The organism is Nostoc sp. ChiQUE01b, from assembly GCF_034531255.1.
GTDB lineage: Bacteria > Cyanobacteriota > Cyanobacteriia > Cyanobacteriales > Nostocaceae > Nostoc.
In genome coordinates, this window is record NZ_JAVRBM010000032.1 from 1 (window position 1) to 23,612 (window position 23,612).

Annotated in this window: 15 protein-coding genes and 1 pseudogene; 5 read left to right on the top strand and 11 right to left on the bottom strand. The window is 40.7% G+C overall.

Going from position 1 to position 23,612, the window contains the following annotated elements; translation table 11 throughout:
• Positions 1 to 155 precede the first annotated feature (155 nt).
• The 9 genes from RMY63_RS20630 to RMY63_RS20670 all read right to left on the bottom strand — a co-directional run bounded on the left by RMY63_RS20630 (position 156) and on the right by RMY63_RS20670 (position 14,102).
• On the bottom strand, positions 156 to 524 hold the full coding sequence (locus RMY63_RS20630; RefSeq protein WP_322730496.1) for a PDGLE domain-containing protein: 369 nt from the start codon (positions 522 to 524) through the stop codon (positions 156 to 158).
• Positions 525 to 760: 236 nt separating this feature from the next.
• The gene (cbiM, locus tag RMY63_RS20635) at positions 761 to 1,513 is read right to left on the bottom strand and encodes a cobalt transporter CbiM (protein WP_322730497.1); all 753 of its coding nucleotides are present in this window, start codon (positions 1,511 to 1,513) and stop codon (positions 761 to 763) included.
• A gap of 31 nt (positions 1,514 to 1,544) precedes the next feature.
• Positions 1,545 to 1,721, bottom strand: a complete 177-nt coding sequence (locus tag RMY63_RS20640; RefSeq protein WP_322730567.1) for a hypothetical protein — start codon at positions 1,719 to 1,721, stop codon at positions 1,545 to 1,547.
• Positions 1,722 to 1,826: 105 nt separating this feature from the next.
• Positions 1,827 to 7,613, bottom strand: a complete 5,787-nt coding sequence (locus RMY63_RS20645; RefSeq protein WP_322730498.1) for an AAA family ATPase — start codon at positions 7,611 to 7,613, stop codon at positions 1,827 to 1,829.
• 134 nt (positions 7,614 to 7,747) lie between these two features.
• Positions 7,748 to 8,734: a hypothetical protein gene (locus RMY63_RS20650; RefSeq protein WP_322730499.1), complete on the bottom strand. Its 987-nt coding sequence runs from the start codon at positions 8,732 to 8,734 to the stop codon at positions 7,748 to 7,750.
• A gap of 51 nt (positions 8,735 to 8,785) precedes the next feature.
• A complete protein-coding gene (locus RMY63_RS20655; protein ID WP_322730500.1) occupies positions 8,786 to 9,871 on the bottom strand; it encodes an amidohydrolase family protein in 1,086 nt (361 codons plus the stop codon).
• A gap of 129 nt (positions 9,872 to 10,000) precedes the next feature.
• Complete coding sequence (locus RMY63_RS20660) at positions 10,001 to 10,372, bottom strand: hypothetical protein (RefSeq protein WP_322730501.1); 372 nt, start codon at positions 10,370 to 10,372, stop codon at positions 10,001 to 10,003.
• Positions 10,373 to 10,412: 40 nt separating this feature from the next.
• Positions 10,413 to 11,468, bottom strand: a complete 1,056-nt coding sequence (locus tag RMY63_RS20665) for a hypothetical protein (protein WP_322730502.1) — start codon at positions 11,466 to 11,468, stop codon at positions 10,413 to 10,415.
• A gap of 327 nt (positions 11,469 to 11,795) precedes the next feature.
• The gene (locus RMY63_RS20670) at positions 11,796 to 14,102 is read right to left on the bottom strand and encodes a TOMM precursor leader peptide-binding protein (RefSeq protein WP_322730503.1); all 2,307 of its coding nucleotides are present in this window, start codon (positions 14,100 to 14,102) and stop codon (positions 11,796 to 11,798) included.
• 485 nt (positions 14,103 to 14,587) lie between these two features.
• Between RMY63_RS20670 and RMY63_RS20675 the strand changes: the two genes are divergently transcribed.
• Positions 14,588 to 15,931: an AAA-like domain-containing protein gene (locus tag RMY63_RS20675; protein ID WP_322730504.1), complete on the top strand. Its 1,344-nt coding sequence runs from the start codon at positions 14,588 to 14,590 to the stop codon at positions 15,929 to 15,931.
• A 421-nt stretch (positions 15,932 to 16,352) separates the two neighbouring features.
• On the opposite strand, the pseudogene RMY63_RS20680 reads toward RMY63_RS20675, so the two are convergent.
• Positions 16,353 to 16,575: pseudogene (locus tag RMY63_RS20680) on the bottom strand (IS5/IS1182 family transposase); the annotation flags it as partial.
• A 480-nt stretch (positions 16,576 to 17,055) separates the two neighbouring features.
• On the opposite strand from RMY63_RS20680, the gene RMY63_RS20685 reads away from it, so the two are divergent.
• Entirely contained in the window at positions 17,056 to 18,363 is a 1,308-nt protein-coding gene (locus RMY63_RS20685) for an NB-ARC domain-containing protein (RefSeq protein ID WP_322730505.1), read from the top strand.
• Between the two features lie 415 nt (positions 18,364 to 18,778).
• Here RMY63_RS20685 and RMY63_RS20690 read toward each other — a convergent pair whose 3' ends face one another.
• Complete coding sequence (locus RMY63_RS20690; protein ID WP_322730506.1) at positions 18,779 to 19,936, bottom strand: transaldolase family protein; 1,158 nt, start codon at positions 19,934 to 19,936, stop codon at positions 18,779 to 18,781.
• A gap of 311 nt (positions 19,937 to 20,247) precedes the next feature.
• Between RMY63_RS20690 and RMY63_RS20695 the strand changes: the two genes are divergently transcribed.
• From RMY63_RS20695 to RMY63_RS20705, 3 genes are all read left to right on the top strand, one after another.
• On the top strand, positions 20,248 to 21,123 hold the full coding sequence (locus RMY63_RS20695) for a hypothetical protein (RefSeq protein WP_322730507.1): 876 nt from the start codon (positions 20,248 to 20,250) through the stop codon (positions 21,121 to 21,123).
• Between the two features lie 103 nt (positions 21,124 to 21,226).
• Entirely contained in the window at positions 21,227 to 22,087 is an 861-nt protein-coding gene (locus RMY63_RS20700) for a hypothetical protein (RefSeq protein ID WP_322730508.1), read from the top strand.
• Positions 22,088 to 22,207: 120 nt separating this feature from the next.
• Positions 22,208 to 23,611 (top strand): hypothetical protein, encoded by a 1,404-nt coding sequence (locus RMY63_RS20705; RefSeq protein WP_322730509.1) that lies wholly within the window; start codon positions 22,208 to 22,210, stop codon positions 23,609 to 23,611.
• The last annotated feature ends 1 nt before the right edge of the window (position 23,612 follow it).

A 23,612-nucleotide genomic window follows, 5' to 3' on the forward strand; every position in this document is an offset into this window, starting at 1 on the left:
TATGTTGGTTGCTGAAACCTTTGATAATACTGAGTTTCTACTCAGCACTCAGCACGGGCTAAACGCCCCGCTTCCGCTAACAGCACTCAGCACTTTGCTATATCAGGCGTTCCAATTTCCAGTCCCCAGTCCCAGTCCCCAGTCCCCAGTCCCTTTTACTCATCTGAATCTGAATAGCCATCATGCTCTGTGGAAGGTGAAGTTGAACCACGCACAACTAATTTGCCAATTCCCCAAGCCAAGCCAAAAGTTGCTAACGTTCCGACTAAACCAGCTAAGGGAGTGGCGATCGCTTCAGGTACACCTCTGAGGGCATACTCATCAAATATGCCGTAAAAGGGTAACTTCCGAGCTGGCGTATCTTCATGTGCCTTGCTGTCAAATTTGAAGTCTTGTGAAACTCTATCTAGTCCATCTGGATTTTTACTTGCTAATGGTGAAAGGAAAATTGCAATCAGCAGGGCAATACCTAAGCCAGCAATGACAAAGGCACGGTTGCGCGATCGCAAGAGGTTGCTACTCATAAGCGTTCACTCCTGATTCAATAAATACCTTTAACAAATTCGGTGGGTTTAAGTCCCCCGGTTCTATAACCGGTAAGTTTTGTGGTGGGGTCTGTCTTGAAAAATTGCTCCTCTTGGGGAGACCCCAAGACCGCATTTTTCGCTAAATCCCCATTACAAAACGTAATTGCGAATTGCGTTAGCGCAGCGTTAGCGAGTCCGCGAGCGTCATTGCGAATTGCGAATTGCGAATTGGTTTAATACCGAGAGAGGGGACGAGAGACAGGTGATTTCGTTTGACGAGGTGGATCGTAAAGTAGTTCAGGTCGAGTCCGCCAAATGAAACTAAGTGCTATTACAGTAATCAGCGCCTCACCAATGCCAATGAGAACGTGCCAAAAAGCCATCGCACTGAAAGCCACCGCTAGAGGAACTGTTCCAGAGATAGCTAGTTCTAAGGCACATATAATTGAGGCTACCACTACGCTTGTCCAGGCTGCGATCGCCGCCCCAATTACGACTCCAGACGAGCGATCGCGCCCGATAGCAAATCTCACTGTGCGATAGAGATAGTAACCACCAAACGTACCAATTAATCCCATGTTAAAGATGTTGGCTCCTAACACTGTCAGTCCACCATCTTGAAACAGAACGCCCTGGACAATGAACACTGCAACCATCACTAGCGAACCAGCCCACGGCCCTAATAAAGCTCCTGCTAGTGTTCCACCCAAAAGGTGTCCAGAAGTACCTCCGGGAATGGGGAAATTAATCATTTGTGCTGCAAAGATAAATGCTGCACAAACTCCCATTAAAGGGACAGCTCGTTCTTGATATTCTGCCTGTGCGTGCCTAATAGCTAGGGCAATCAGACCGATGGCAATTATCCAGGTGACAAGGATAACGGGTAGGTTCAAAAAGCCATCCGGAATGTGCATCGCTAAATGCGGCTGTATTATCCAGTACAGCCAGCCGAAGGACGAAATACCCCTGAACGCTACTGTGTCCATATTTAACAAGTGTCCTTTGCAGCCAGATTATTTAAGAGTCTAGTTTTTCAGTAGACCATGTATTTTGTAGAAATTTCAATCCGGTAGGGGGGCATATAAAGTGCAGTGTTGCAGAATAGAGCCTTATGTATGCTTGCGCATTCTTGGGTGTAAACTTTAGAGCTTGATTGCAATCAGCGATCGCATTCTGATAATCTCCTAATTGCAGATATAGCGTTTCCCAGTCTAATCAAGTACACTGATTAAGATATAATTGGTTTACCCATTCTTGCTACTGTACCTCACTAGACTGAGAAAGGCTATAAGCTGTAAATCAAACAAAGATCGATTCATAAATACGGTTCTGAATTCTCAAATTTCCCTGTTGCTTGACTACTAGCCCTGACAAAAGCAATTCTCTTTCATCTGAACTATCAACTGCAACAATCTCTCCTTGATACAAAATTTGTCGATAGAGTTCTAGTAGCCGAGCTGATTGTTTACTTTTAAGCAGGCGATCGCGGATGGTTCTCAAATGCTCTGGCTCATCCTGTGATTCCCAATTCTCTATTATCGACCTTCGGACTAAATTTTCAATCCATTCGGCTTCTCTATTGGTAGGAATAGGAGATGAAGAATTGCGGATGAGTTTACAGAGTTTTTGAGTTAAAAAAGGTTGGCCATTAGTCCAGGCTAACACTTCTTTTAAGACTGTTTGAGGATTGCTAACTTTCTCGGTTAACCCCTGAAGTAAAGGTTGCGCTTCATGCTCTTTAAAGCCTTCTAATTGAATAGTCTGACCGATATTAAAAGGCGTTCTTTGGTGATCAGTAATTAAGTCGCTAGGAGTAGCAACTCCAAAAATAGCAAAGGTTAAACATCGATACTCTGGGTTAATACTGCGCTGATTATAGCAGGAGCGAATCAGCGCAAAAAAGTCATTAACTGGGAAATTTAAACTCAAGAAACTATCAATTTCATCGATAAAAATTATCAAATTTTTAGAAATAGTATCATCTTTTTGAGCGACTTCAACTAATAAAATTTCTTCAATAAATTGACTCAACCTCTGAACCGGAGAAATATCTCCTTGCTCTTGCCACCAAGTTTTTAGATTAACCTTTCTTAGCAAACCAAAACTTCGCCATAGCTCTACTGTCAAGCCTTTGTACCATTGTTCAGGCGTGACATTTTCGCTACCAATGCGAGTTAAATCAATTGCCCCGCAGCTAAATCCCTCATGCTGGAGATGGTGGATCATGCGTACCATCAGGCTTGACTTACCCATCTGCCGAGGATTGAGAATGTAACAAAATTCCCCGCGCTTCAACGCCTTGTAGAGATAACGGTCTGCTGAACGTACAACATAAGTAGGACAACCCATCGCCAAACTTCCTCCCACTTGATAGTCAAAGGTAGAGGGTTGTTCACCACTTTTAAGTAACTCGTTTTCAAAGAGCAGTTCGGCTTGGGTGGCTTTGAGAACTTCTAGGGTTTGTGAGAGTTCTTGAGTGCGCTCTTCTACTCTTAGCTCTAGATTTCGGTTATAATCTTCTAACTGTCCGTAGAGACGGGCATTTTCAATTGAGATAGCAGCTTGAGCAGAAAGAATTCTTAAAACTTCAATGCGATCGCTGGTAAATGCATCTGTGGTTAAATTGTTTTCTAAATATAAAATACCGCTGAGTTTGCCTTGATGTAACAAGGGAGTACAGAGAATCGATTTTGGTTGAGTTGCGACAATGTAGCGATCGCGGATAAACTGTTCTTCAACGGTTGCGTTATTCAGAACAACATTTTCTTGAGTACGGACAACATAGTTAATGATCGCAACTGGTAGGATAGGTGTCTGGCTCTCACCATCTACAGAGTCAATGGGAAGCGATCGCAGTAGAGTCACGTCATCAGAATCTACTGTACTTTCAGCTGCGATTACCCATTTACGATCTTTTTCCAATATCAGAAAGCCTTTTTGAGCACCGCCATTTTCAATTACAGTTTTCATTAACTTAGCCAACAGTTGATCTAGTTTAATTTCGCTAGCTAATATTTGAGAGGCTTTGGTAACTGTGACGATATCGAGTGCTTGGGGATTTGTACCACCACTAGATTCAGTTGTATTAATGCTTTGGTTTTCTTTTCGGTCGTTTATATCCATTAGAAACTGTGGGTACTCCGATTCTAAAGCTTGAACTTTGGCTTTTGCACCCCAGCGACTATAACAATGATAGGCATTTTTCAGGTATAGTCGTCCTATTTCTTGTCTACCGAGAGAGAGATAAAATTCTGCTGCGCGTTCGTAAGCTATGGCTTCTTCGTGAATAAATTCAGATTTTTTAGCCCCTTGAATTGCTTTTTCATAAAGTTCTTGAGCCTCCCAATTTTCTCCCAATACTCGCGCTTTTTCTGCTTCTACTAAATCATATTTATTTTGAAAATTTGCGGGGCAATGACCAGCCCATATTTTCATATCCTGCTGATTTTTTTCTACTTTTTCTAAAATTGTTTTTTGCTGATCTATAGCGCAATTGTGATGATAAGCTAGGAAGGAAAGAGAAGAGTAGAAATTGTGTTGTACATTAAATGATACTCCTCCACTAACTGCCAAAACATATTCCTCTGCACATTGACCATTTTCAAAGGACTTATAGAAGTATTTTTGAAAATAAGCAACGAACATTTTTCCAAAATAGAAAGCAAAAAGTAACCATTGATTTTTTTGATTAATAAGATGCTCTAAATATAAATCCTCTTCATTATGAGAATTTCCAAGCAATAAACAGTGTTTATATTGATTTGAATTTCTTAAATTTGCAATAGTATTTCTAACTATTTCTATAAATTTAATCGAATATTCTTGATTTAGTTTTTTGATCAGTTTGGTGTATTCTGTACTATCTTGTAAAAGATTTTCCAGATTACCTCCTCCGAAAAGATTAATATAGCAACAAGATAGAGCTATATAACAAACATACTCATTATTTCCAGTATTTAAACCTTGCTGTAAATTAGCTAGTAATAGTTGTTGTGCTACCGAATCGTTGATCGGCTCTTTCCAATGTCTTATAAATACATAATATAAATATTGAACAAAGGTTTCTAATTTAGAAATATTGTATTTCTCTAACAATATAATAGACAGTTTTCCAAACTGATATCCAAAATCAATATCTCCTATTACTGCACAAAGAAGCATTCCGTAAGCGCCATAAACAGCAGCAGATTGAGGAGGGTTATTATAATTAAGACAAATATTCAGCTGAGTTAAAATTATTTCAACAAACAATGAAAAGTTTATCGTCCATGTTGCAGACATAACTGGCTGCAATATTGATATAGCTGATTGTTTATAAGGATCGGTCATTTTTGGTAAATCAGCTAAGTCTTCAATTCTTTTTCCTTGTAGTAGAGACTTTAAAGATTCATGTTCTCGATTAATCCTATTTTTTATTTCACTCTCACTAACAACTTCTTGGGACATCTTTATCCCAAGTTTACCTAAACCTGCAATAGCAGTGTCAATGGCTTTCTCTGGCTGAAATTGAGCGTAATAAGACAATATCTTTAATTCATAGACCTTAACTTGATCGAGAATATATTCAACCTTTTGCAGCACAATTGCAGCTAGTTCCTCGATTTGCTCAAACTTAGTATTTAAGTATAGAGCTTCTAAGGTTTCTATATGAAGTTCCAATGTCAATTGATACTGATGCTCCCAGCTATTTTTTTCTAGCAATTCTAAACCAGTTTCTAAATACCTTAAGGCTGGTTCATAAGCTGTTGATACTTTTGCTTTTTTACCTGCTTGAAGATTTAATTTAGCTAACTCATCTTTTTCTAATTGCTCAGTGATTAAGGTAGACCCTTCATTAAGTTGATTGATGATATCGAAAATATTATTTTGTAACTCATTCTCTTTAATACTTTTCAGTAGTAGACGACCTATTTGTAGATGAGCCTGTTTTTTTTCTTCTTCTGGAATGAGAAAGTAAGCAGCTTGTTGAACTCGGTCATGTAAAAATTTGTAGGGAATATACGTCGAATACTGAGAAGAGGCTTTTGAGCTATTATTTGATAATTCTTCTGGGTTACAAAGCAGAGGAACTTTATAGTTATCGTTTAGAGGAATGATCAAGCCTTCATGTAGAGCAGGCTGTAGTTCTCTAGCAGTTGCTATTGTAGATTTATTGTTGACGATCGAAAGAATTTCTAAATTAAAATGGTTCCCAATACAGGCTGCTAATTTGAGAACCTGTTGCGTTTTCTGATCTAACTTTTCAATTTTACTGACCATCAAGTCAACTACATTATCGGTAATAGACACACTTTCAATTTGCTCTATACTCCATTGCCAATAGCCTTGTTGATTGTCTTTTGGATTAACAAGAGCTTGAGAACGATTAAATACTAATAAATTATCTTGATATAAAGAATAAAGAAGTTGAGTCAGAAAAAAAGGATTGCCTCCAGTTTTTTGGGCAACTAACTCAGCTAAAGGTTGTGAAACTTCCGTTGAGCAAATGAGGGTATCGGCGACTAATTGATTAATTTGATTAATTTTTAAGGGGGCAAGGGTAATATCATTGACTGGAACTTTGGCGTGATTAATTTTTTCTAAAGTGTGCACTAGAGGATGAGTAGGACTAACTTCATTATCTCGGTATGCTCCGATTATGAGAAAATATTGATTGTCAGGATCTGACATTAATTGTTCAATTAAGGTCATAGATGGTAAATCTGCCCATTGTAAATCATCAAGAAAAATGACTAAAGGATGTTTTTGTTGACAAAAAATCCCAAAAAATCTTTGAAAAAGTAAATTAAATCGATTTTGGCTTTCAGTCCTGCCTAGCTGTTCAACTAGTGGCTGTTGCCCAATAATTTTTTCGACTTCAGGAATCACATCGATGATAATTTGACCATTATTTCCTAAAGCTTCTAAAATTTTATTTTTCCAAGCTTGTAGTGTTGTTTCCGATTCACTTAGCAGTTTATGAATTAGACCTTGAAAAGCTTGAGAAATAGCAGAATAAGGAATATCTCGCTTTAATTGGTCAAATTTACCACTAATAAACTGCCCTCGTTGGCGTGTAACGGGTTTGTGAATTTCATTGACCAAAGCAGATTTGCCAATACCTGAATAGCCAGAAATTAGGAGCATTTCGGTTGCCCCCTGGCTAACTTTCTCAAAAGCCGTTAAAAGTTGAGTTACTTCTTGTTCTCGACCATATAGTTTCTGGGTAATATGAAGTTTCTCAGTAATATCTTGACTTCCTAGAGGAAACTGAGAAATTTTTTTTAGAGTCTTTAATTGATTAAGGCAAGTCTCTAAATCAGCTTTAATTCCCCAAGCACTTTGGTATCTTTCCTCGGGGGTTTTAGCTAACAATTTCCCAATTATATTAGATACAGCTAAAGGAATATCAGAAATTAGTTCATGAGGTAACAAGGGTTGTTGTGCGATATGACAATGAACTAACTCTATTGGGTCAGTTGTGTTAAAGGGTAATTGATTTGTTATAAGTTCGTAAAAAGTCACACCAAGGGAATAAAAATCACTGCGATAATCTATCCCTCGATTCATTCTACCTGTCTGTTCTGGGGCAATATAAGCTAAAGTTCCTTCTAGTTGATTAGGGGGAAAAACCGTCATAAATTCTTGGGATAAACGGGTAGAAATGCCAAAGTCAATGATTTTGAGTTGTTCCGTTTGGGAATTGTAGACAATATTTGAAGGGTTAATGTCTTTGTGGATAATGTTGGTAGTATGAATCGCACCTAAACTCTCAGTTATTTTAATTGCAATAGCAAGAAAGTCTTCTAAGCTCAATCGAGATTGGGATATTAATAACTTTAAAGATTGACCCCCAAAGTCTTCTAAAAGCATGACTAAGCTATTCTCATATCGCTCTAAGTCATAAGCTTTAATAATGCCATCTACATTCAAAGAGCGAGTAATTTCATATTCCTGTTTATAACGAGTCAGTTCTGAAGAAGTAGGATAATTTTCTTTAAGAATTTTAAGAATAACGGGTTTATTATCCGGCTTGAGGATAGCTCGATAAACTAAAGAGTTGGCACTTTCATAAACTTTTTCTGTAAAAGAATAATTTATTGCCATAAAACAGACAGTGTGTTTTCATCAGAGAATGTATAAGCGAAAACGAATTAAACAAGGGAACGAACACCAGCCGCTTGAAACATCGTGACAACAAGTGTTGTTCCCTGTTTACAATAACCAGCTGTCCAATTAACTTATACTGTACTAAGAGGCAGATAAGGGAAGGGGGGAGCGACAAACCTTATTTGGTCACTCACAAATTTGCCGTTTTCTTTAGGGGGGTAGAACGGGAACTCACTGTTTTCCTCTCCGGTCAATGGCATTTCTTTTGCCCGAACCCATCGTTGTATGTCTTCTTGTGTAAGATTAAATTCAGGAGGTCTCGGAGGATAACCTAGAGTGACTTCAGTATAAGGAGGATTTTGGTTTATCCCTGGTTGGGCAATATCTTTCCTGGTAGCGTAATATGTATCCCAGGATAAATCCAATGCATACTCATAAACTATCTCATAGTTGCTAAAAATTGGCTCCCAAATCCTTGTCCATTCATTATTATCATTCTTGTAGTATGCTTGCCCACATAACAAGAGAGACAAAGATATCGAGTTATAACTTACGTACTCACGTTTAATTAAGTAAAGGTCTTGATTTCCTTCTGCCTGCGCTGTCATTATTAATTGCTCTAATCCATCAGGATTATTATTAAGAGTTCCTTCATCGTTCACGAAATAAGTATCGAGGGGAAGGTTATAGCTATTTAAGATTTTTCTGACCAATTTTATCTTAATTTTATCTTCATCTGTCGGTATTTTCTCTTCGTTAAGCCACGTAGCCGCCATACGCTGTGATAGCTCACGAGCTTGCTTTAAAAAACGCACAGTGGAACGTTGTGCATCCCCTAATTCTCCTGGTATATCAGACATAAAATCTTTATCAATACTTGTTCCCTTTGAAGGAAACAATGTAGAATCAGAAGATTTGGGAGGATCGAGCATATCTAGTAGATTTTTTTTGGTTCCGTATATTAATTTCGGATGCTCCGAATTCTCCTCAAATATAAGTATTTGAAACAAATAATCAGAATCGAGCAAAGAATCGCCTTCGTCCTGAGGAGAAGTACCTTCCCCAATAGATAGATTAGATTTTAGAAAATTAATATAACGGGGTGTAAACTGTACCATAGTTTAACTCCTAATTAACTAAAAGGTTGAATCATTTCAGTAGTTCAGAACTTAGACTAGATTGTAAAAGCGTTTAGGATTATGCCAAACAATCTTGTCTACTATCTCTCGAGATAACTGCATCTCCAGCTCCAAGACTTTTCTAACAACATCTGGCTGATGATTCCAGTGAGGAAAATCTGTGCCAAAAATTAGATTGTCAGAGCCAATATACTCAACAACTTGAGCAAGATAAGGCTCAGAAGGTTCAATGGCAATGTAACATTGACGGCGAAAATACTCTGATGGCGTTAATTTTACCCTATCTTTCACCTCCCAATATAAATTCTTATACTCTTCATCTAGTCGCCACAGCCAATAGGGAAGCCAGCCACAACCAGACTCCAGAAAAGCCACTTTCAGTTTAGGATGACGTTCTAATACCCCTCCTTCAATCAACGCTAATAAAGCCATCATTTGTTCCATCGGATGAGAGCAAGCATGGATAGCAAAACAAGTGTTAAACCTTTCTGTTCCAGTAGTTGGCAAACGACTGTAAGCCCCTTCGTGAATGCCTACTGCTATGCCTAGTCGCTCGCATTCTCTCCAAAATGGCTCGTAAGCAGAGTCGCTCAATAGTCTTCCTTTGACGGGGTTAGGGCGTAAAAAGACGGCTTTCCAGCCAAAATCGACAATTCTATGCAATTCATGCACCATTGACTCTGGTGCGTGCAGATTAATTGCTCCTACCCCCTTCAACCTATCTGGATCGTAGCTGCAAAAGTCCTTTAACCAATTGTTATAAGCACGGGTAAAAGCGCCAGCAACTTCCGGTTGCATAGTATCAATCGCCCAAAGCCACAATCCATAAGTTGGATAAAGGAATGCCATATCGATTCCCATGTGCACCATCTCTTGAATGTGAGACTCGACATTGTAGCCTTGGAAATATGCATTAGGATGAGCTAACATCATTTGCTTATTCGCCTGATCTCGAAGTTGCCTAGAGACTTTTTTTACAATGTCTTCCCCTTGAATTTTCATTTCTGCTGAGGGAGCAAACTGTTTAAATTCTGGTTCGAGATATTCAGCCCACATACTGGGAGGTTCAATTACGTGGGAATCAGCATCAATAATCGAATATCCATTTAGCATCATCTGTAATCAATCTATCTGGGAATTGGGAGTTGGTGCGTAACGCTACAAGTCTGATTAATACGCTGAAATTTTTTTGTAGCTTCACACATCCTACAGTTTTTTGTGTCAGTTGCGTAAGTCTTATTTCTATCAAATAAGCGATGAAATAGCCTTGATGGTAATACCAGCAATTGTTAAAGCATTATTTATCTGTGATAAGAAATTATTAAAATCATCAAGTTTACCAGCAGACTTATTCAGACTATTTGTAGCTTGCTCAATTTTTGAAATTGAACTGTCAGGATTATTATTGAGAAGAGTCATTTGAATTTTTTTATCAGTTATAAGACCATTTATTTGACTTTTTACTGTTTCCAATCTGCCCCACTTATCTTTTGCCTCTAGCCATTCAGATTCAGAAATTTTTCCAAATTTTAAAGCATTGTTAGCCTTTGCTTCAGCAACATCAATTGCTTGAGTTAGAGCCGCATGAATCTCTTCTAAATTTTGCTCATTAGCCATAATTTACCTTTCCTTAATTTCCAAACAGTTTCATTGATAATTAATCTTGAATTTCATCAACTAGAGGGGTAACTTTGTCAATGTATTTCTTGGTTGCTTTTTTAGCCTCCTTTAACTCGGAGGTAGTAATTTCTTGATTCCAGGAATCATTCTGTATATTAGTGCTTTGAACATTTTGGCTTTCATTATTGGAGCGATACTTTTTACATTTTTGAATTTGTTTCGATGAGAGTTCCTGCCGATTTTCATTGAAAATACGTTTCAATTGGCTGTGAAAATCTGCGGTAGAACGAATAGTTGCTACATATGCTGAAGCCTCTTTTTTACGTTTAATAACTTTGTTAATTTCTGCTCGCTCTTGTTCTTCTAATAAAGTCTGTCGTTCTTGAAGTGTGTTAAAATCTTGTGGATTATCTTTTGGTGGATTATCTTTTGAGCCAGGTAATCCCGTTAATCGTCGATTCACCTGATCTATATAGAAACCAAAATGTTCATTAATCTGTTTGATTTCCGTATTAAGTAAATCGTTTGTATAGGATAATTCAATTAAATTGGACAGATTTGCAGAATATTCCTGAATATCTTGATCTGTGCAGACAATAGCGAGTTTCAAATTACGCCGCCGAAAATCATTAACTAGAAGATTAGTAATAAAGTCAACAATCTGAAATCCTGCTTGACGAGCATTTTCATCAAGTTTCCGCCCATTGATGTCAATATTGCCTAAAGTTTCTGAAATCTGCTCGATCTTAGGAGTAAAGCCATTTTCATTTTTGGTCGCTAAGTTTCCAACTGCTGTAACATAATTGACTAAAACACTACCAGCAATTTCAGTATTTTCTGAATTCGGACGGAAATAGTGATCGCACGCATCCAATTGGTCTTGCATAATTTTTCGACTTTCGGGTGTTCCTAGAGCTTCCCAACTTGCAGCTCGAGCGCAGGAAGCATAAATATCAGCCGATATTTGCTTGTTGGCAATTGCTAGGTCTTTGGATAAAGCAGCAAATGACTTAGCTGCCTCTAAATCGTCATTTTTGCAACTCCCAAGAATCAAGTAAATAGGAATTAAAGCCAGTATTACTTTAAATTGCATAACTTTTCAATGAATCTTAAAGATTAGGCGTTTTCCTCTGGTTAGTATTGTTATTTATACTCTGATAAACAACAATCCATAAAACTCATATAAAAACTCATATAAAAACTCATATAGCAATGCGATTTGATTTATGAGAATTCAAAGTGCTACAAACCAGGTTTCTTTAAGAAACGAGATTTCTCTATCTCAGGAATGATTTAGATTGCAACTTCGTGAGGTATAGGTAATTGTAGGGAACATAGCTGTGCCCCTACCCGTGTACTTGATTTACCTGAAATACGCTGTATAAGCTCAAGAAACTAATATTCTTCCTGGGAGAGAACGTTACATCCACATGGGAAAAGAATTGAGTCGATCTTCTGTTAGTGGTTGTTGCAACCAACCCATTTTCACCGGAACTTCATAAAGCCGTCCAGGCGCTAACCTTTTCCACATATGGCGCATTCTAGGAACAATTACCTTGGCAACTCTCAGTTCAATATCGGGACGAGTCTGATCTAAAACCAGCATTTCTAAACCATTGCTCTCAACGATTTGTTGACAGAGCTTGACATCTTCGAGTAAATCGTCACTTACCATTTGGCGATAATCACCACTAACTTTAGTAGCAATTTTCTCGCTTGGAACTAAATAAGGTTGATCGCCTATAGTTGCGGTTTTCCACCAATCGACCGCCAAGCGATCTGCTGACGGGGGATATTGAGTACTTCCATCAGCTTTTGCAAATAAAACGTTGGGTAAAATTTGATTAACTTCCGTCAAGGCTCGACTAATAGCAATCTTGGCATCGAAATGAGCGCCATAACCTAAAACAATATCTTCTACAGAGCGATCGCTTCTTCGAGTAACAGCAGCAAAAACTGGAATATTCAGATCGCTGGTAATATCTAAAACCCAAATTTCCCGATTAATAGTTTGATAATATTGCTTCAGGCTGTGAAAATAAGGCTCGTCGAAACTATCTAAATCCACTTGCGGCTTTTGCAGAGAGTTATACCACCATAGAGCAACAGCATCCCGCTCTACTAACTCCATAAACCCTTGCAGAATAGCTTCTTCAAGAGTATTACCCGCCGCACACCCATTAGAATCAGCCCAACAGTCGGGTTTATAGGATGGTTGATAGCCATAATAACAGTAAGCCGTTGGCAGATACTTAAATTCCTGGTGGGTTAAAGACCAAACGGGAGTCCAGTCAATTTCTCTTTGTTCATCAAAAGGTTCGGGGACTTTTTGAAACCAGCCTTGACACTCAACATTCCATTGCTCTCTATTCTGATATTGCTGTTGGCTGAAGTTCATACAAACATTGGGATGGATCGCCTTGTCCCCCATTTGTTGGTAACTGCCTTTTTCTCTAATTTCATCCCCTTGAAACACCCCAGAATATCGTTCGATCGCTTCGCAAAAACCACTAGCCATTGCTTGAGAGTCAGTCCTACCTTTCCCCGCACTTCTACCCCCCAAATTTTGGCGCAAACTAGCGCAATCGTCGAAAACACTGAGAAAATGATGTTTGGCAATGTAATTATGAGTTAATCCATTCCCAGGAATTTTATTTAGTTCTCGCACAACACCGGTAATGGGGCTAATATGATGTTGATATTTCCTGAGAGTTTCTTGTGGCGAACAAATACGGTGTCCTCCATCGGCGGTAAAGGTTTTCTGGTGGTGTTCTAAAACAACAGGTAGGGGGTTGTTGGTTAACCCATTTACCATCTCTCCACAGCTAGAACATTGAGGACGCTTAACAAAGCTATGATTTTGGGTTTGCAGTGCGATCGCATCGTAAGCGATCAAATTGGTTTCTAGTTGTTGATTTTCTCCTTGGACAATCCACTTAAATACCTCTGTGGCCGTCATTCCTAAAGCAGTTTGTACTGTAGATGGTAAAAATCCCAAAGGAGTAGCTAAAGGGGAAAAAATGTGCTTTTGTCTCTGAATAAACCCTTCAATCGGTCTATTATCTCGCAAACGCTGGGCTAAACAGTTCCAACAACCTGTTTTCCGAGGATTGAATAAAGGGCCGATCCAGACTATTGTCCCTAATGGCTTAACCAGCATCCAAGAAGATTGGGATTTTAAGGCTTGTTGATTGAACTTATCTAGCTCAGGATTGAGATAATCATCGGTTAAAACTACTGTCAAATCACCTTCGTCTGCTACTTGAATTTGCAGAGAATTAAGCACAGCAATCAAGTCTTCAGCAGCAACCGAACCTAATGTTTTTACTGCTACTTTAGTCGATTGCAATCTTTGATAGGCTACTGTGGGAGTAATATTGAGATGATGGCAGAATATGCCTAAGTGCGATGGCAGAGAGTTATCTTCTGGAACAAGATAGCCCTTTTGTTGCATTGCTAATAAAGCATATTGGGCTTTAATACTTATATCCAGAACTTCTTGGAAGAAGGTGGTAGCTGAGTGTAAAGATTTTGGATCTTGCAGTAGTGATTGTTGAATGGTATCTATAATTTCGTCAATATTGCGATCGCCATCGATTAAAGTAGCTAAACTACAAGAAAGGCGATCGCTTAACCAGACTTTTTCTCTCTCGGACAAAAAAAATATATTGTCTGTTTCTATAGTTTCAATAGAGTAACAAGGATTAAATTGGGGTTTAGGTTGCATTGATTGTTATTATTTATTTACTAATCACAGTGGGATTCTAGCGCAATACGGTTCAGTAAAAGCGAACGAAAAGTATATTTAAGGACGAGCTTTCGTATTGCTTCTCTTATTTATTAATTAGTTTTACTTATAAAATTTTTCCCAAAAATGTAATTAATTTTGATTAACTACTTAACATTCTTCTATCACTCTCATGATAAAAGAATGTATAACCCTTGTAAGTAGAACGATATGAAAAAACCAACCTATGTTAAGAAAAATTAAATAGACTTAAACCCTGTTCCCTCCTGCCTCCTGGCTTCTGCCTCCTGCCTTATACCAACAATAAATATTCACACCGACTTACTTAGTATAAGACTTTATCTAAAAAAATATTGATTTCGGCTATTTGGTTTAAGAGGATGTCTGAAAACTTTTTAGTATTGTATTCGAGACTTGTAGATCCCCCTAAATTTTTATCTTAGTAATATTTGTCTGTAATCTCTATGAATCTTGATTATCTCTTTGAAATTGTTGATCGCCTATTAATTGAAAGCCACAATCGCCCCCTTAATTCCACAGAAAACCTGATTCTGCGTGGCATTTGGCAGTATAGAACTTATAACCAAATGGCGATAGAGGCAGGTTATAGTCCCGGCTACTTTACCAATGTCGTTGCCCCAGAGTTGTTTGGGCGACTCTCTAAGATCATTGGTCAACGCGTGACCAAGAAAAACTGTCGGGTACTGCTGGAGTCTTATGCCATCACCAAACCAGCCCCAAAGACAAAACCAAAAAGACAAGACCCGACGCAATTTTTCCCCACAGTTAACCAGGATACGTCACCTTGCTACCCCAGTGGCTCAGTTCCTCTCGACTCTCCCTTTTACGTTGAACGTTCTTTCCTTGAGGAGCAAGTTTATCAAGAAATCGAGAAACCAGGGGCGCTAATTAGGATTAAAGCTCCTAGAGAAATGGGCAAAACTTCACTGCTGCTGAGGATTCTTGACTATGCGAAGCACCAGGGTTACTGCACTATCAGCTTGAATCTAGAACAAGTCGAGCAGACAATTCTGAGCGACTTGAATCAACTTTTACACTGGTTATGTGCCAATATCACTCGCCAGCTTCAGTGTCAGCCGATGTTAGACGAGTACTGGGATGAAAATTTGGGAAGTAAAATTAGCTCTACCCTCTATTTCCAAGAATATCTACTTGAATCAATTACTGCTCCCCTAATTTTGGCATTGGATGAGGTGAACCATATTTTCGAGTATCCTCAAGTAGCGAAGGATTTTCTACCTCTGTTACGTTCTTGGTACGAAGAAGCGAAAAGAATACCCATCTGGCAAAAGCTTCGTCTGCTCGTGGTTCACTCAACAGATATTTATGTTCCTCTCGACCTTAATCAGTCTCCTTTCAATGTAGGTTTACCGATTCAGTTAGACAGCTTCAGTCAACAAGAGGTGCAACAGTTAGCCCAACGCTATCAACTTGATTGGACAGATGGGGAAAGAGCCAGACAATTAATAGCAATGGTTGGGGGACATCCAGCACTAGTACATTTAGCACTCTATTATCTGGGTCGAAAAAAGATAACTCTATCACAACTGTTAGAAAGTGCTCCGACTGCTAGCGGAATTTATTCTCATCACTTGCAGCGTCACTGGGCAACCTTGCAAAAACAGCCTGAGTTGATGCAAGCTTTTGATACCGTTCTGAATGCCAATGAAGCTGTTCCCTTAGATCCCATCCTAACTTACAAGTTAAGCAGTATGGGGCTAATTAAACTTTCTGGATCTCAAGCGATCGTAGGTTGTGAATTGTATCGACGATTTTTTACGAAATAGGAGCAGCAACAAAGCCATTTGCATGCGGCTCTTTTAAGAAGGGACTGGGGACTGGGGACTGGGAAGAAGAAATAAAGGTGTACCTAGCTCCCTTAAAAATCAAGTATGAGTCCTATAGCAACATCTTATGTCTCTCTATCACCGAAACAGTGCTGAGTACCCAGTTATGAGTGCTGAGTCAAAAAGTAATAATCGCACTCAGCATAGAAGGGTCTGAAGAAAGAGCTTTTAAGCATGCAAGAAGAAATAAATATTTATTTCGAGCGGAAAGTGCCACAAGAAATAGCGAAAAACGCGGTCTTGGGCAAAGCCCCAAGTGGAGCGATTTTTCAAGACAATGCGTCCTTGCTTCAATCCCCCCGTTTCGCTCATCAAAGGTTACTCAGCACTCAGAACTTGGCACTCAGCACTCCTGAATTATTCCTAGTTGTTCTTTGATTATTAATGCCTAAGCGTGCCATTCTAAATGTCTTGGCCGGCGCGCCCATTTCTTCTGAAAATATTGCTGCGTACTCTGCTTCAAATTCTAACCAAGGTATCATGTTCGCCATGATTACCCATCGGTTATCTGAGGCTAGTTTTCCCCCAAAGGGTAGTTCAAAGTTCTCTGCTGCTGTTTCTTGCTTTTGCGCTTTTCGATACATCTCAACGCAATTTGCTACAAGGGTTTTTACCTATCTTATTCTTTTTACTGGCACTTTATTGTCTTTTATCCCCCCGAATCTCTTGATTTATCTAGGTTTTTCGTTTATTCTACAAGCCCTATTTAGCAATGTTATTTCTTATGAGTTTTTCTATGAGTTTTTGAATAAGTTTTATGAGTTTCAGAGACTAAGAGAAAACTAACATTAAAGAAAGTTCAAGTAGCATTGTACGAGTTTTAAGTATTATTGCTTATTGCAAAATGTAATGCGACCTTAACCCTGACGAATGAGGTGAATGATACTTTTTATTACGGACTAGAAATATTCTACCTGCTAGTATCCTTTTAGGCAAAGTCAAATAATTTTTTAACGAAAAAATCCTTCTTTGTAGCTTCTTCAAAAGATGCTAGTTAAGTTCTCTTTTAGGCAAAGGTTGTCAAGCACGTAAGCGGTTTGTTAAATTCTCGCTAAGGTACATCTATGTCTTCAATGTCTTCCACCAAACGATCTGAGCGCGGAGTTATTTTAACGCCTCATGGCTGGTACAAGTTACAACAAGCGATGCAAGAAGCAGAAACAGAGCATAATTGGGGACGGCGTTTTACTCAGGAACAGTTGAGCGATCGCGCTGGTTTATCTATCCACACGGTTGCCCGCATTCTCAAACGTGAGAAAGCGGTTGATAAGCTGTCGATCGAGTACCTAATGCGTGGCTTTGGCTTACAGCTTGTTCCAGAAGATTGTGTTCGACCTATTACGTCGATGGAGGATGTCGAACTACCTAAAAACCCGCAGCAGGATTGGGGAACAGCGATTGATGTATCGGTGTTTTATGGACGAGAAGCAGAACTTGTGCAATTGCATCAATGGATCTGTGTAGAGCGTTGTCGTTTCATTGCCTTGCTCGGAATTGGCGGGATTGGGAAAAGCACCTTGGCTGTGAAGGTGGCACGACAGATTCAGGAGCAGTTTGAAAATGTTGTCTGGCGATCGCTACAAAATCTGCCTCCCTTAGAAGAGTTTGTTGATGATATACTACAATTTTTGTTACGGTCGCAGTCTTGCGATCGCATACTTCCTACGAGTCTAGATGGCAAATTGTCTCGGCTCGTCGAGTGCTTGCGGACGACTCGATGTCTGCTCATTCTGGACAATGCAGAGTCGGTTTTGAGCGATACAGGTCAAACCAAAGAAGACTATGGACATCTGTTTCGGGCATTGGCTGAAGTCCTACACCAAAGTTGTATCCTTCTCACAAGTCGGGAAAAGCCTAGAGAAATTGCCTTGCTGACAGGAGAACGATCGCAGGTGCGGGAGTTGCGCTTAACTGGACTCAACAGCGGCCAAGGACGTAAATTATTTCGACATCACGGTGAATTCACAGGCACTGAGGCAGAATGGAATGCCTTAATTGAACATTATGCTGGAAATCCATTAGCACTCAAGCTTGTTGCGATCGCAACTCAAGAACTGTTTAATGGCAGAATTGAGAAGGTTTTGCAATTGCTAGATCAAGGCGTACCGATCTTTGACGACATTCGGAATTTGCTAGAGCGCCAGTTCAATCGGCTGTCGAACACCGAGCAGGAAACGATGTATTGGCTAGCAATTCATCGTGAACCTGTCTCTGTTGCAGAGTTAGGCGAGGATATTCTCAACCAGGCTGGCAAACGAGAATTACCAGAAGCTATCTATTCGCTGATGCAGCGATCGTTGATTGACAAGAATGGCGAACTGTTTTCATTGCAACCGTTTGTGAGCAACTATGTACTCGAACGACTCGTTTAATACCAAATTGGGATAGATAGTATTGTTTGATTTACAAGGTAAAGTATTAAACCAATTCGCAATTCGCAATTCGCAATTACGTTTTGTGACGAAGATTTAAACCCGGACACAAAACGTTCTGCCTGTAGAGGTAGGGGACTTACAGCAGATTGCAAGTAAGTGAGGTACAAAATTCAGGACTGATTTATCAGATATAAAGAGTTTCTACCTCTTCCCTCCTGCCTCCAGCAAAGCTGCCTTCTGCCTCAAAACCCATAACTTTGTACTTCATGCAAATGAAAACTGCTGTAAACCCCCAAACTTTGTTAAAAACCACCTGTATCAAACCTTTTTGGAGTGTGTATTAATTACGAATTACGAATTACGAATTAGTATTGAAAACTTTGACTGAAAATATAGACATATAACAAGTTTCTTAACTTAATAGACTTGTTTTTTGTTCTATAATTCGCAACAACTGCTCAAAGGATGCTTGCGTTCTCGCTTGCTCGTCGAACCGTAAATATTGAGCGACCTGATCGAGAGATACTCCAGATTGTGATCGGCTGACTAGCGTTTGGTAAGCAGTTTCCAAATCTTCAGTCAGGCTTGATCGTAAACTGTTCTCCTCGTAACCCATAGCAAGCTGAGTTGGAGAGAGTACCATCACTGTGCCAGAACCCATTAAGGACTCAACGTAGTGTTGAGTCAGTGCTGCTGTTTTGCGATCTGCAACAACCCACGCTAACCGTTGTGGGTGTGCGCCTCGCTCTGCTAAAGTCTGCCAACGTCTTGCAAATGAACAGGTATCGCCATTCCGATAAAAGTCTCGATATTGCTGATACAACATTTTTGCTTGAGCAATACCGACAAAGTTGTGCAAAGCGCTAGTTGCAACACCTTCTAGTACCTGCCATTCTTGCTTAGAGCGAGGTATTTTGAGATGCGTCAAAATGGCTGCATCTAAGCGGCTGACTGGAACACTGGCAACACTAGCAATTTTGTGGATCGCTCCATCTTGCGCTGCAAATGCTTCCAATCCTGCCAAATACGCCTCTGTCACCTGTTTGTAATCTGCGAATGAAACAACCTGCGTAACGTTCACATTGATGCCTTCTCCAATCAATTGCTGGATGACTAGCAAAGTCTCTGGAGCAACTGGAATATTCAACATCAAGTTCGACCAGCCAATCTGTCGCCAAAGTCGTCGGGCTTCAGTCAGCATTGATTCAGCATCACTGACAACATGAGGCGGTAAATCTAGATTGACATAGCCATCCTTGCCATCAGTTTGATCGTGAACCTCTTTGAATCGTTCAGCCGCTAACTGCATCTCTCGAACGATGATCAACTTGTAGAGCGATGGAACATCCATTTGCTCTGCCATCGCTTGAAAATCGCGATCGTACTGTGAAGCACGAAGCGATCGCTCAATGCTAGAAAAATTAGAGACAATGCCTCGGACTTCGTCATCAAGATACTGTTGTAGCTGCCCACTGATTACCATTTCGCGATCGTAGCGATCGAGCCAGATCGATTGTCCATGCAGTTGGAGCATTTGTAACAAGTTCATTGTCAGAGCGTTAGGAAACACAAACTATTCTTTCAACCTAGTGTGATGTTCTGATTTGCACCAGGCAAGATCGGCCACTAAGTCCCTAATTTACAATGAATCTTGAAGAATGACATTAAGTTGCGGATTCTCTGCTCGATTTTGCCTGGTCTTTCTGGGAGGTGAAATTAGATACTGAACTTAATTGCCAAATGGCACACTCTCACGCAAGTCGAACTTTAAGCTTGTGACCAGAAACTTAGACAGAGTTTTTGATCGCCTTTCATATCATCTTGATTGAGCGCTGTGCTGCCAAAGTCTTGAACACAATTTCTCATCTAAGGAGTTACATCATGTTGAGCAGACAAGCAATGCAGTACAAATTTGAGAATGAATTTGAGAACGAGTACGAAGGCGAATTTGAGTATGAAGGCGAATTTGAGAACGAGTACGAAGGCGAATTTGAGAACGAAGGCGAATTTGAGAACGAGTACGAAGGCGAATTTGAGAACGAATACGAAGGCGAATTTGAGGGCGAATTTGAATACGAAGGTGAATTTGAGGGCGAAGGAGAGTACGAATACGAACAAGAAGCTTTTCTAGGTAAGCTCCGAGCATTGGCTCGCAAATTAGCTCCCATTGTCAAGAGAGTTGCACCCGTAGCGGCACGCGTAGCAGGTGCTGCAATTACAGGTGGTCAATTTGAATATGAATATGAGAGCGAATTTGAGAATGAGTTTGAGAACGAGTACGAAGGCGAATTTGAGAATGAGTTTGAGAACGAATACGAAACTGTGCCGCAAATCGCAGCCCTTGCAAAAGCTTTAGCATCAATGGCAAGCCAAGTGCAAAACGAAGCCGAAGCCGGAGCGCTTGCAGGCGCAGCTACTGCCGCCACAGTGCCGATTACATCTGCTCCTATGCGGCGTATTTCTCCACATTTGGTTAAAGGCTCTGCTGCATTCACTCGCACTTTGCGAAAATCTTCTAATACCCGTCATTTAGTGAAAGTACTCCCCAGCATTTTGGCTCAAGTTCACAAGTTGTTAGAAAGCAAAGTAGCGCGTGGCGAAACGCTCACTCCAGCGATCGCGGCTCGTGTAATGGCTCATGCCATCAGGAAGGAGCTTGGCAATCCGATGAAAGCGGCTAGGGCTTTGTCGCAATCGAAGGGACGTTATCCCTCACCAAGAGGCGCATCACGGCGTAGAAGACAACCCGCTTATTGATCGACCGTTTGAGAAACATATAACTCTAAGGCTCGATCGGTTGAATCACTCGCCTGACTTCCTTTAGAGCCTTCTTGAATCTATCAACTTGCAAGGAGGGAAAATGTCTTATCCGAATTCTCAAGGTGAATTTGAGTATGAATATGCAAATGAGCTAGAAATAGGGCATGATCGCGAATCTGAATGTGAATTTGAGAGCGAGTACGAAACTGAGCAATTTTTCCCACTCATCGGACTAGCTGCCAGATTTGCGCTTCAAGGGTTGGGTCGCTTGGCGGCGCGGGGAATTGCTAAAAAGGTTGCTAAAAAAGCGGCTAAACGGGCAGTTCGTCACGCTCCGAACTCTAGCGATCGCCACAGAAAACGCCAACGTGAGTTTGAGGCTGAATTTGAGGCAGAACGCGCCTACGAGATCGATCCCTACATCGCTAAACTGATCGGTCGCTTGGGCAGTGGAGAGCTACAACGCGAGAGCGAATCTGAAGCGGAAGCTGAGTATGAGTTTATCTCGGCTCCCATGTCCGAGTCTGAAGTCATGATGGAAAACTTCGCCTACCAAGCGGCTGAAAGTGAGACTGAAGCGGAAGCCGAGGCGTTTTTAGGGGCATTAGTGCCAGTATCAGCACGCTTATTTCCCAAATCATCTTCACAAGTGATTAATGCGATTTCTCCGTCATTGATTCAGGGAGTTGCGTTGCTCGCTAAAGTACTCCATAAAAGTCCAAAAGCACGTCCACTGATCCGAACTGTTCCTTATATTTTGCAAGGAACAATGAAAACATTAACGGATCACGCCCAAGAGGGAAAACCTCTCTCGCAGACGACAGCCCTCAGAGTCCTAGCCAAAAATACCGCCAAGGTTCTAGATAACCAGCACCAAGTTGCTCAGGTGATGAAGAAATCCCATCGAGCGCAACATCATCAAGTAAAAATGAATGGTCAGCGCCAAGCGGTTCACAGTTAGTTTGGCTGAGTAATACCAATTCGCAATTAAGAAACTTGTATCTAGCAGGACTTTCGTGATTTGCATCTATTGCCGGATTTTAGAGAATTGGTATAAGCGTTGCAATCAGGATGATCAGATATGAATGGATTCTCGAAAACGCTGAACAGCTTAGAGTTTGATACTGTCGATCGCTCCAGCACTCGCACAACTGCGAAATCAACAACACGAGGTCAACCCTTTCAACCGAAGACGCGACCCAAGACGCAGAGCAAACCTGGTCAACCCCAACCGGATGCTCTCAAATCTTGGTTGAGAGTTCAGGCACTGAATGTGACTCGACACGCTGATGCATTGCGTTCCTTCCAACATGATGAGTTTGGCAAAGATCCAGCCAGTCCTTCGGACGCACATATTGACGCCGTGAATCAACTGATGCATTCACTGCGACTGCAACTTGCAGAGCTATCCCGGCAAGTCGAGATCAGTGCGGATATTGCCAAACGTCAAATGGATACACGCCACCTGCAACAACTGATGCAGACTAAAGACCTTGCCCTAGCTTGGGTGAGAGCGATCGAGACAATTTGGGACTTCTACTTTGAGCTATTTGGACAACGACAAAGCCAATTTGGGGACTGGCTTTTAGGATGCGATCGCATTGCGCTCGATTGCTATCAAGATATCTACATGGGCTTGGATATTCCGCAATCTATTCCATCGCCTGCACCGTTTTCATTCATGAGAACTGGCTTTTCCCCTTCAACGACTCGGCGCGGCATTCCGCTGGCAAAATTAGGACAGCAAATCAACCCATTCCCCTTGATTCAGCTTCCCTATCATCGCTTGGTGAATCCGTGGACATTGGGAGCAATTTTGCACGAAGTTTCCCATAACTTGCAGACTGATTTAAATCTCCGCCAGGTGATTCCTCATGCGATCGAACAACGACTACTCAAGGCTGGCATGAGTCCTAAAGTTGCAGCAACTTGGAAACGTTGGCATAGTGAAACGCTCGCAGATATGTCAGGTTTATTGTTAGGCGGGCCTCTGATCGTGCCATCACTGATGGATATTGCATCACTAGCGCCCGAAACAACGCAGCATTTTCGCCCGAACGCACCGCATCCTACCCCTTACCTACGGATCTTCATTAACACTGAACTGCTTCGCCGAATGGGGTTTCCTCAAGAAGCTCAACACTACCGCTCCATCTGGGAACGAATTTATCCTAAACCTCGTGCTGGTGCTATTCCTAGAGAGATTTTAGACACCTTTCCCAAAGCCCATCAATTGGTGGTGGATACGATTTGCTTTATGCCATACAAACAGTTAGGCGGTAAGGCACTCTCAGAGGTGATTATCTTCAAACCGCAATATCAGCAGATGATTCAAGAAGCTGGAGAACGTTTAGCAACTGGCACCGATCCAGGCATTGTTCCAGAACGATTTTTAATTCCTGCATCGCGTTGGGCACTCGATCAACGGCTTGCAGAACCCGCTGTTATTACCAAAAACTTCTACAAGGCATTAGGAAGGAGATAAG

What these genes read in the sequence shown, in the direction of transcription:
- RMY63_RS20630 (WP_322730496.1), bottom strand. Translation starts at nt 524, where the DNA reads ATGAGTAGCAACCTCTTGCGATCGCGCAACCGTGCCTTTGTCATTGCT.
- cbiM (WP_322730497.1), bottom strand. Translation starts at nt 1,513, where the DNA reads ATGGACACAGTAGCGTTCAGGGGTATTTCGTCCTTCGGCTGGCTGTAC.
- RMY63_RS20645 (WP_322730498.1), bottom strand. Translation starts at nt 7,613, where the DNA reads ATGGCAATAAATTATTCTTTTACAGAAAAAGTTTATGAAAGTGCCAAC.
- RMY63_RS20650 (WP_322730499.1), bottom strand. Translation starts at nt 8,734, where the DNA reads ATGGTACAGTTTACACCCCGTTATATTAATTTTCTAAAATCTAATCTA.
- RMY63_RS20655 (WP_322730500.1), bottom strand. Translation starts at nt 9,871, where the DNA reads ATGATGCTAAATGGATATTCGATTATTGATGCTGATTCCCACGTAATT.
- RMY63_RS20660 (WP_322730501.1), bottom strand. Translation starts at nt 10,372, where the DNA reads ATGGCTAATGAGCAAAATTTAGAAGAGATTCATGCGGCTCTAACTCAA.
- RMY63_RS20665 (WP_322730502.1), bottom strand. Translation starts at nt 11,468, where the DNA reads ATGCAATTTAAAGTAATACTGGCTTTAATTCCTATTTACTTGATTCTT.
- RMY63_RS20670 (WP_322730503.1), bottom strand. Translation starts at nt 14,102, where the DNA reads ATGCAACCTAAACCCCAATTTAATCCTTGTTACTCTATTGAAACTATA.
- RMY63_RS20675 (WP_322730504.1), top strand. Translation starts at nt 14,588, where the DNA reads ATGAATCTTGATTATCTCTTTGAAATTGTTGATCGCCTATTAATTGAA.
- RMY63_RS20685 (WP_322730505.1), top strand. Translation starts at nt 17,056, where the DNA reads ATGTCTTCAATGTCTTCCACCAAACGATCTGAGCGCGGAGTTATTTTA.
- RMY63_RS20695 (WP_322730507.1), top strand. Translation starts at nt 20,248, where the DNA reads ATGTTGAGCAGACAAGCAATGCAGTACAAATTTGAGAATGAATTTGAG.
- RMY63_RS20700 (WP_322730508.1), top strand. Translation starts at nt 21,227, where the DNA reads ATGTCTTATCCGAATTCTCAAGGTGAATTTGAGTATGAATATGCAAAT.
- RMY63_RS20705 (WP_322730509.1), top strand. Translation starts at nt 22,208, where the DNA reads ATGAATGGATTCTCGAAAACGCTGAACAGCTTAGAGTTTGATACTGTC.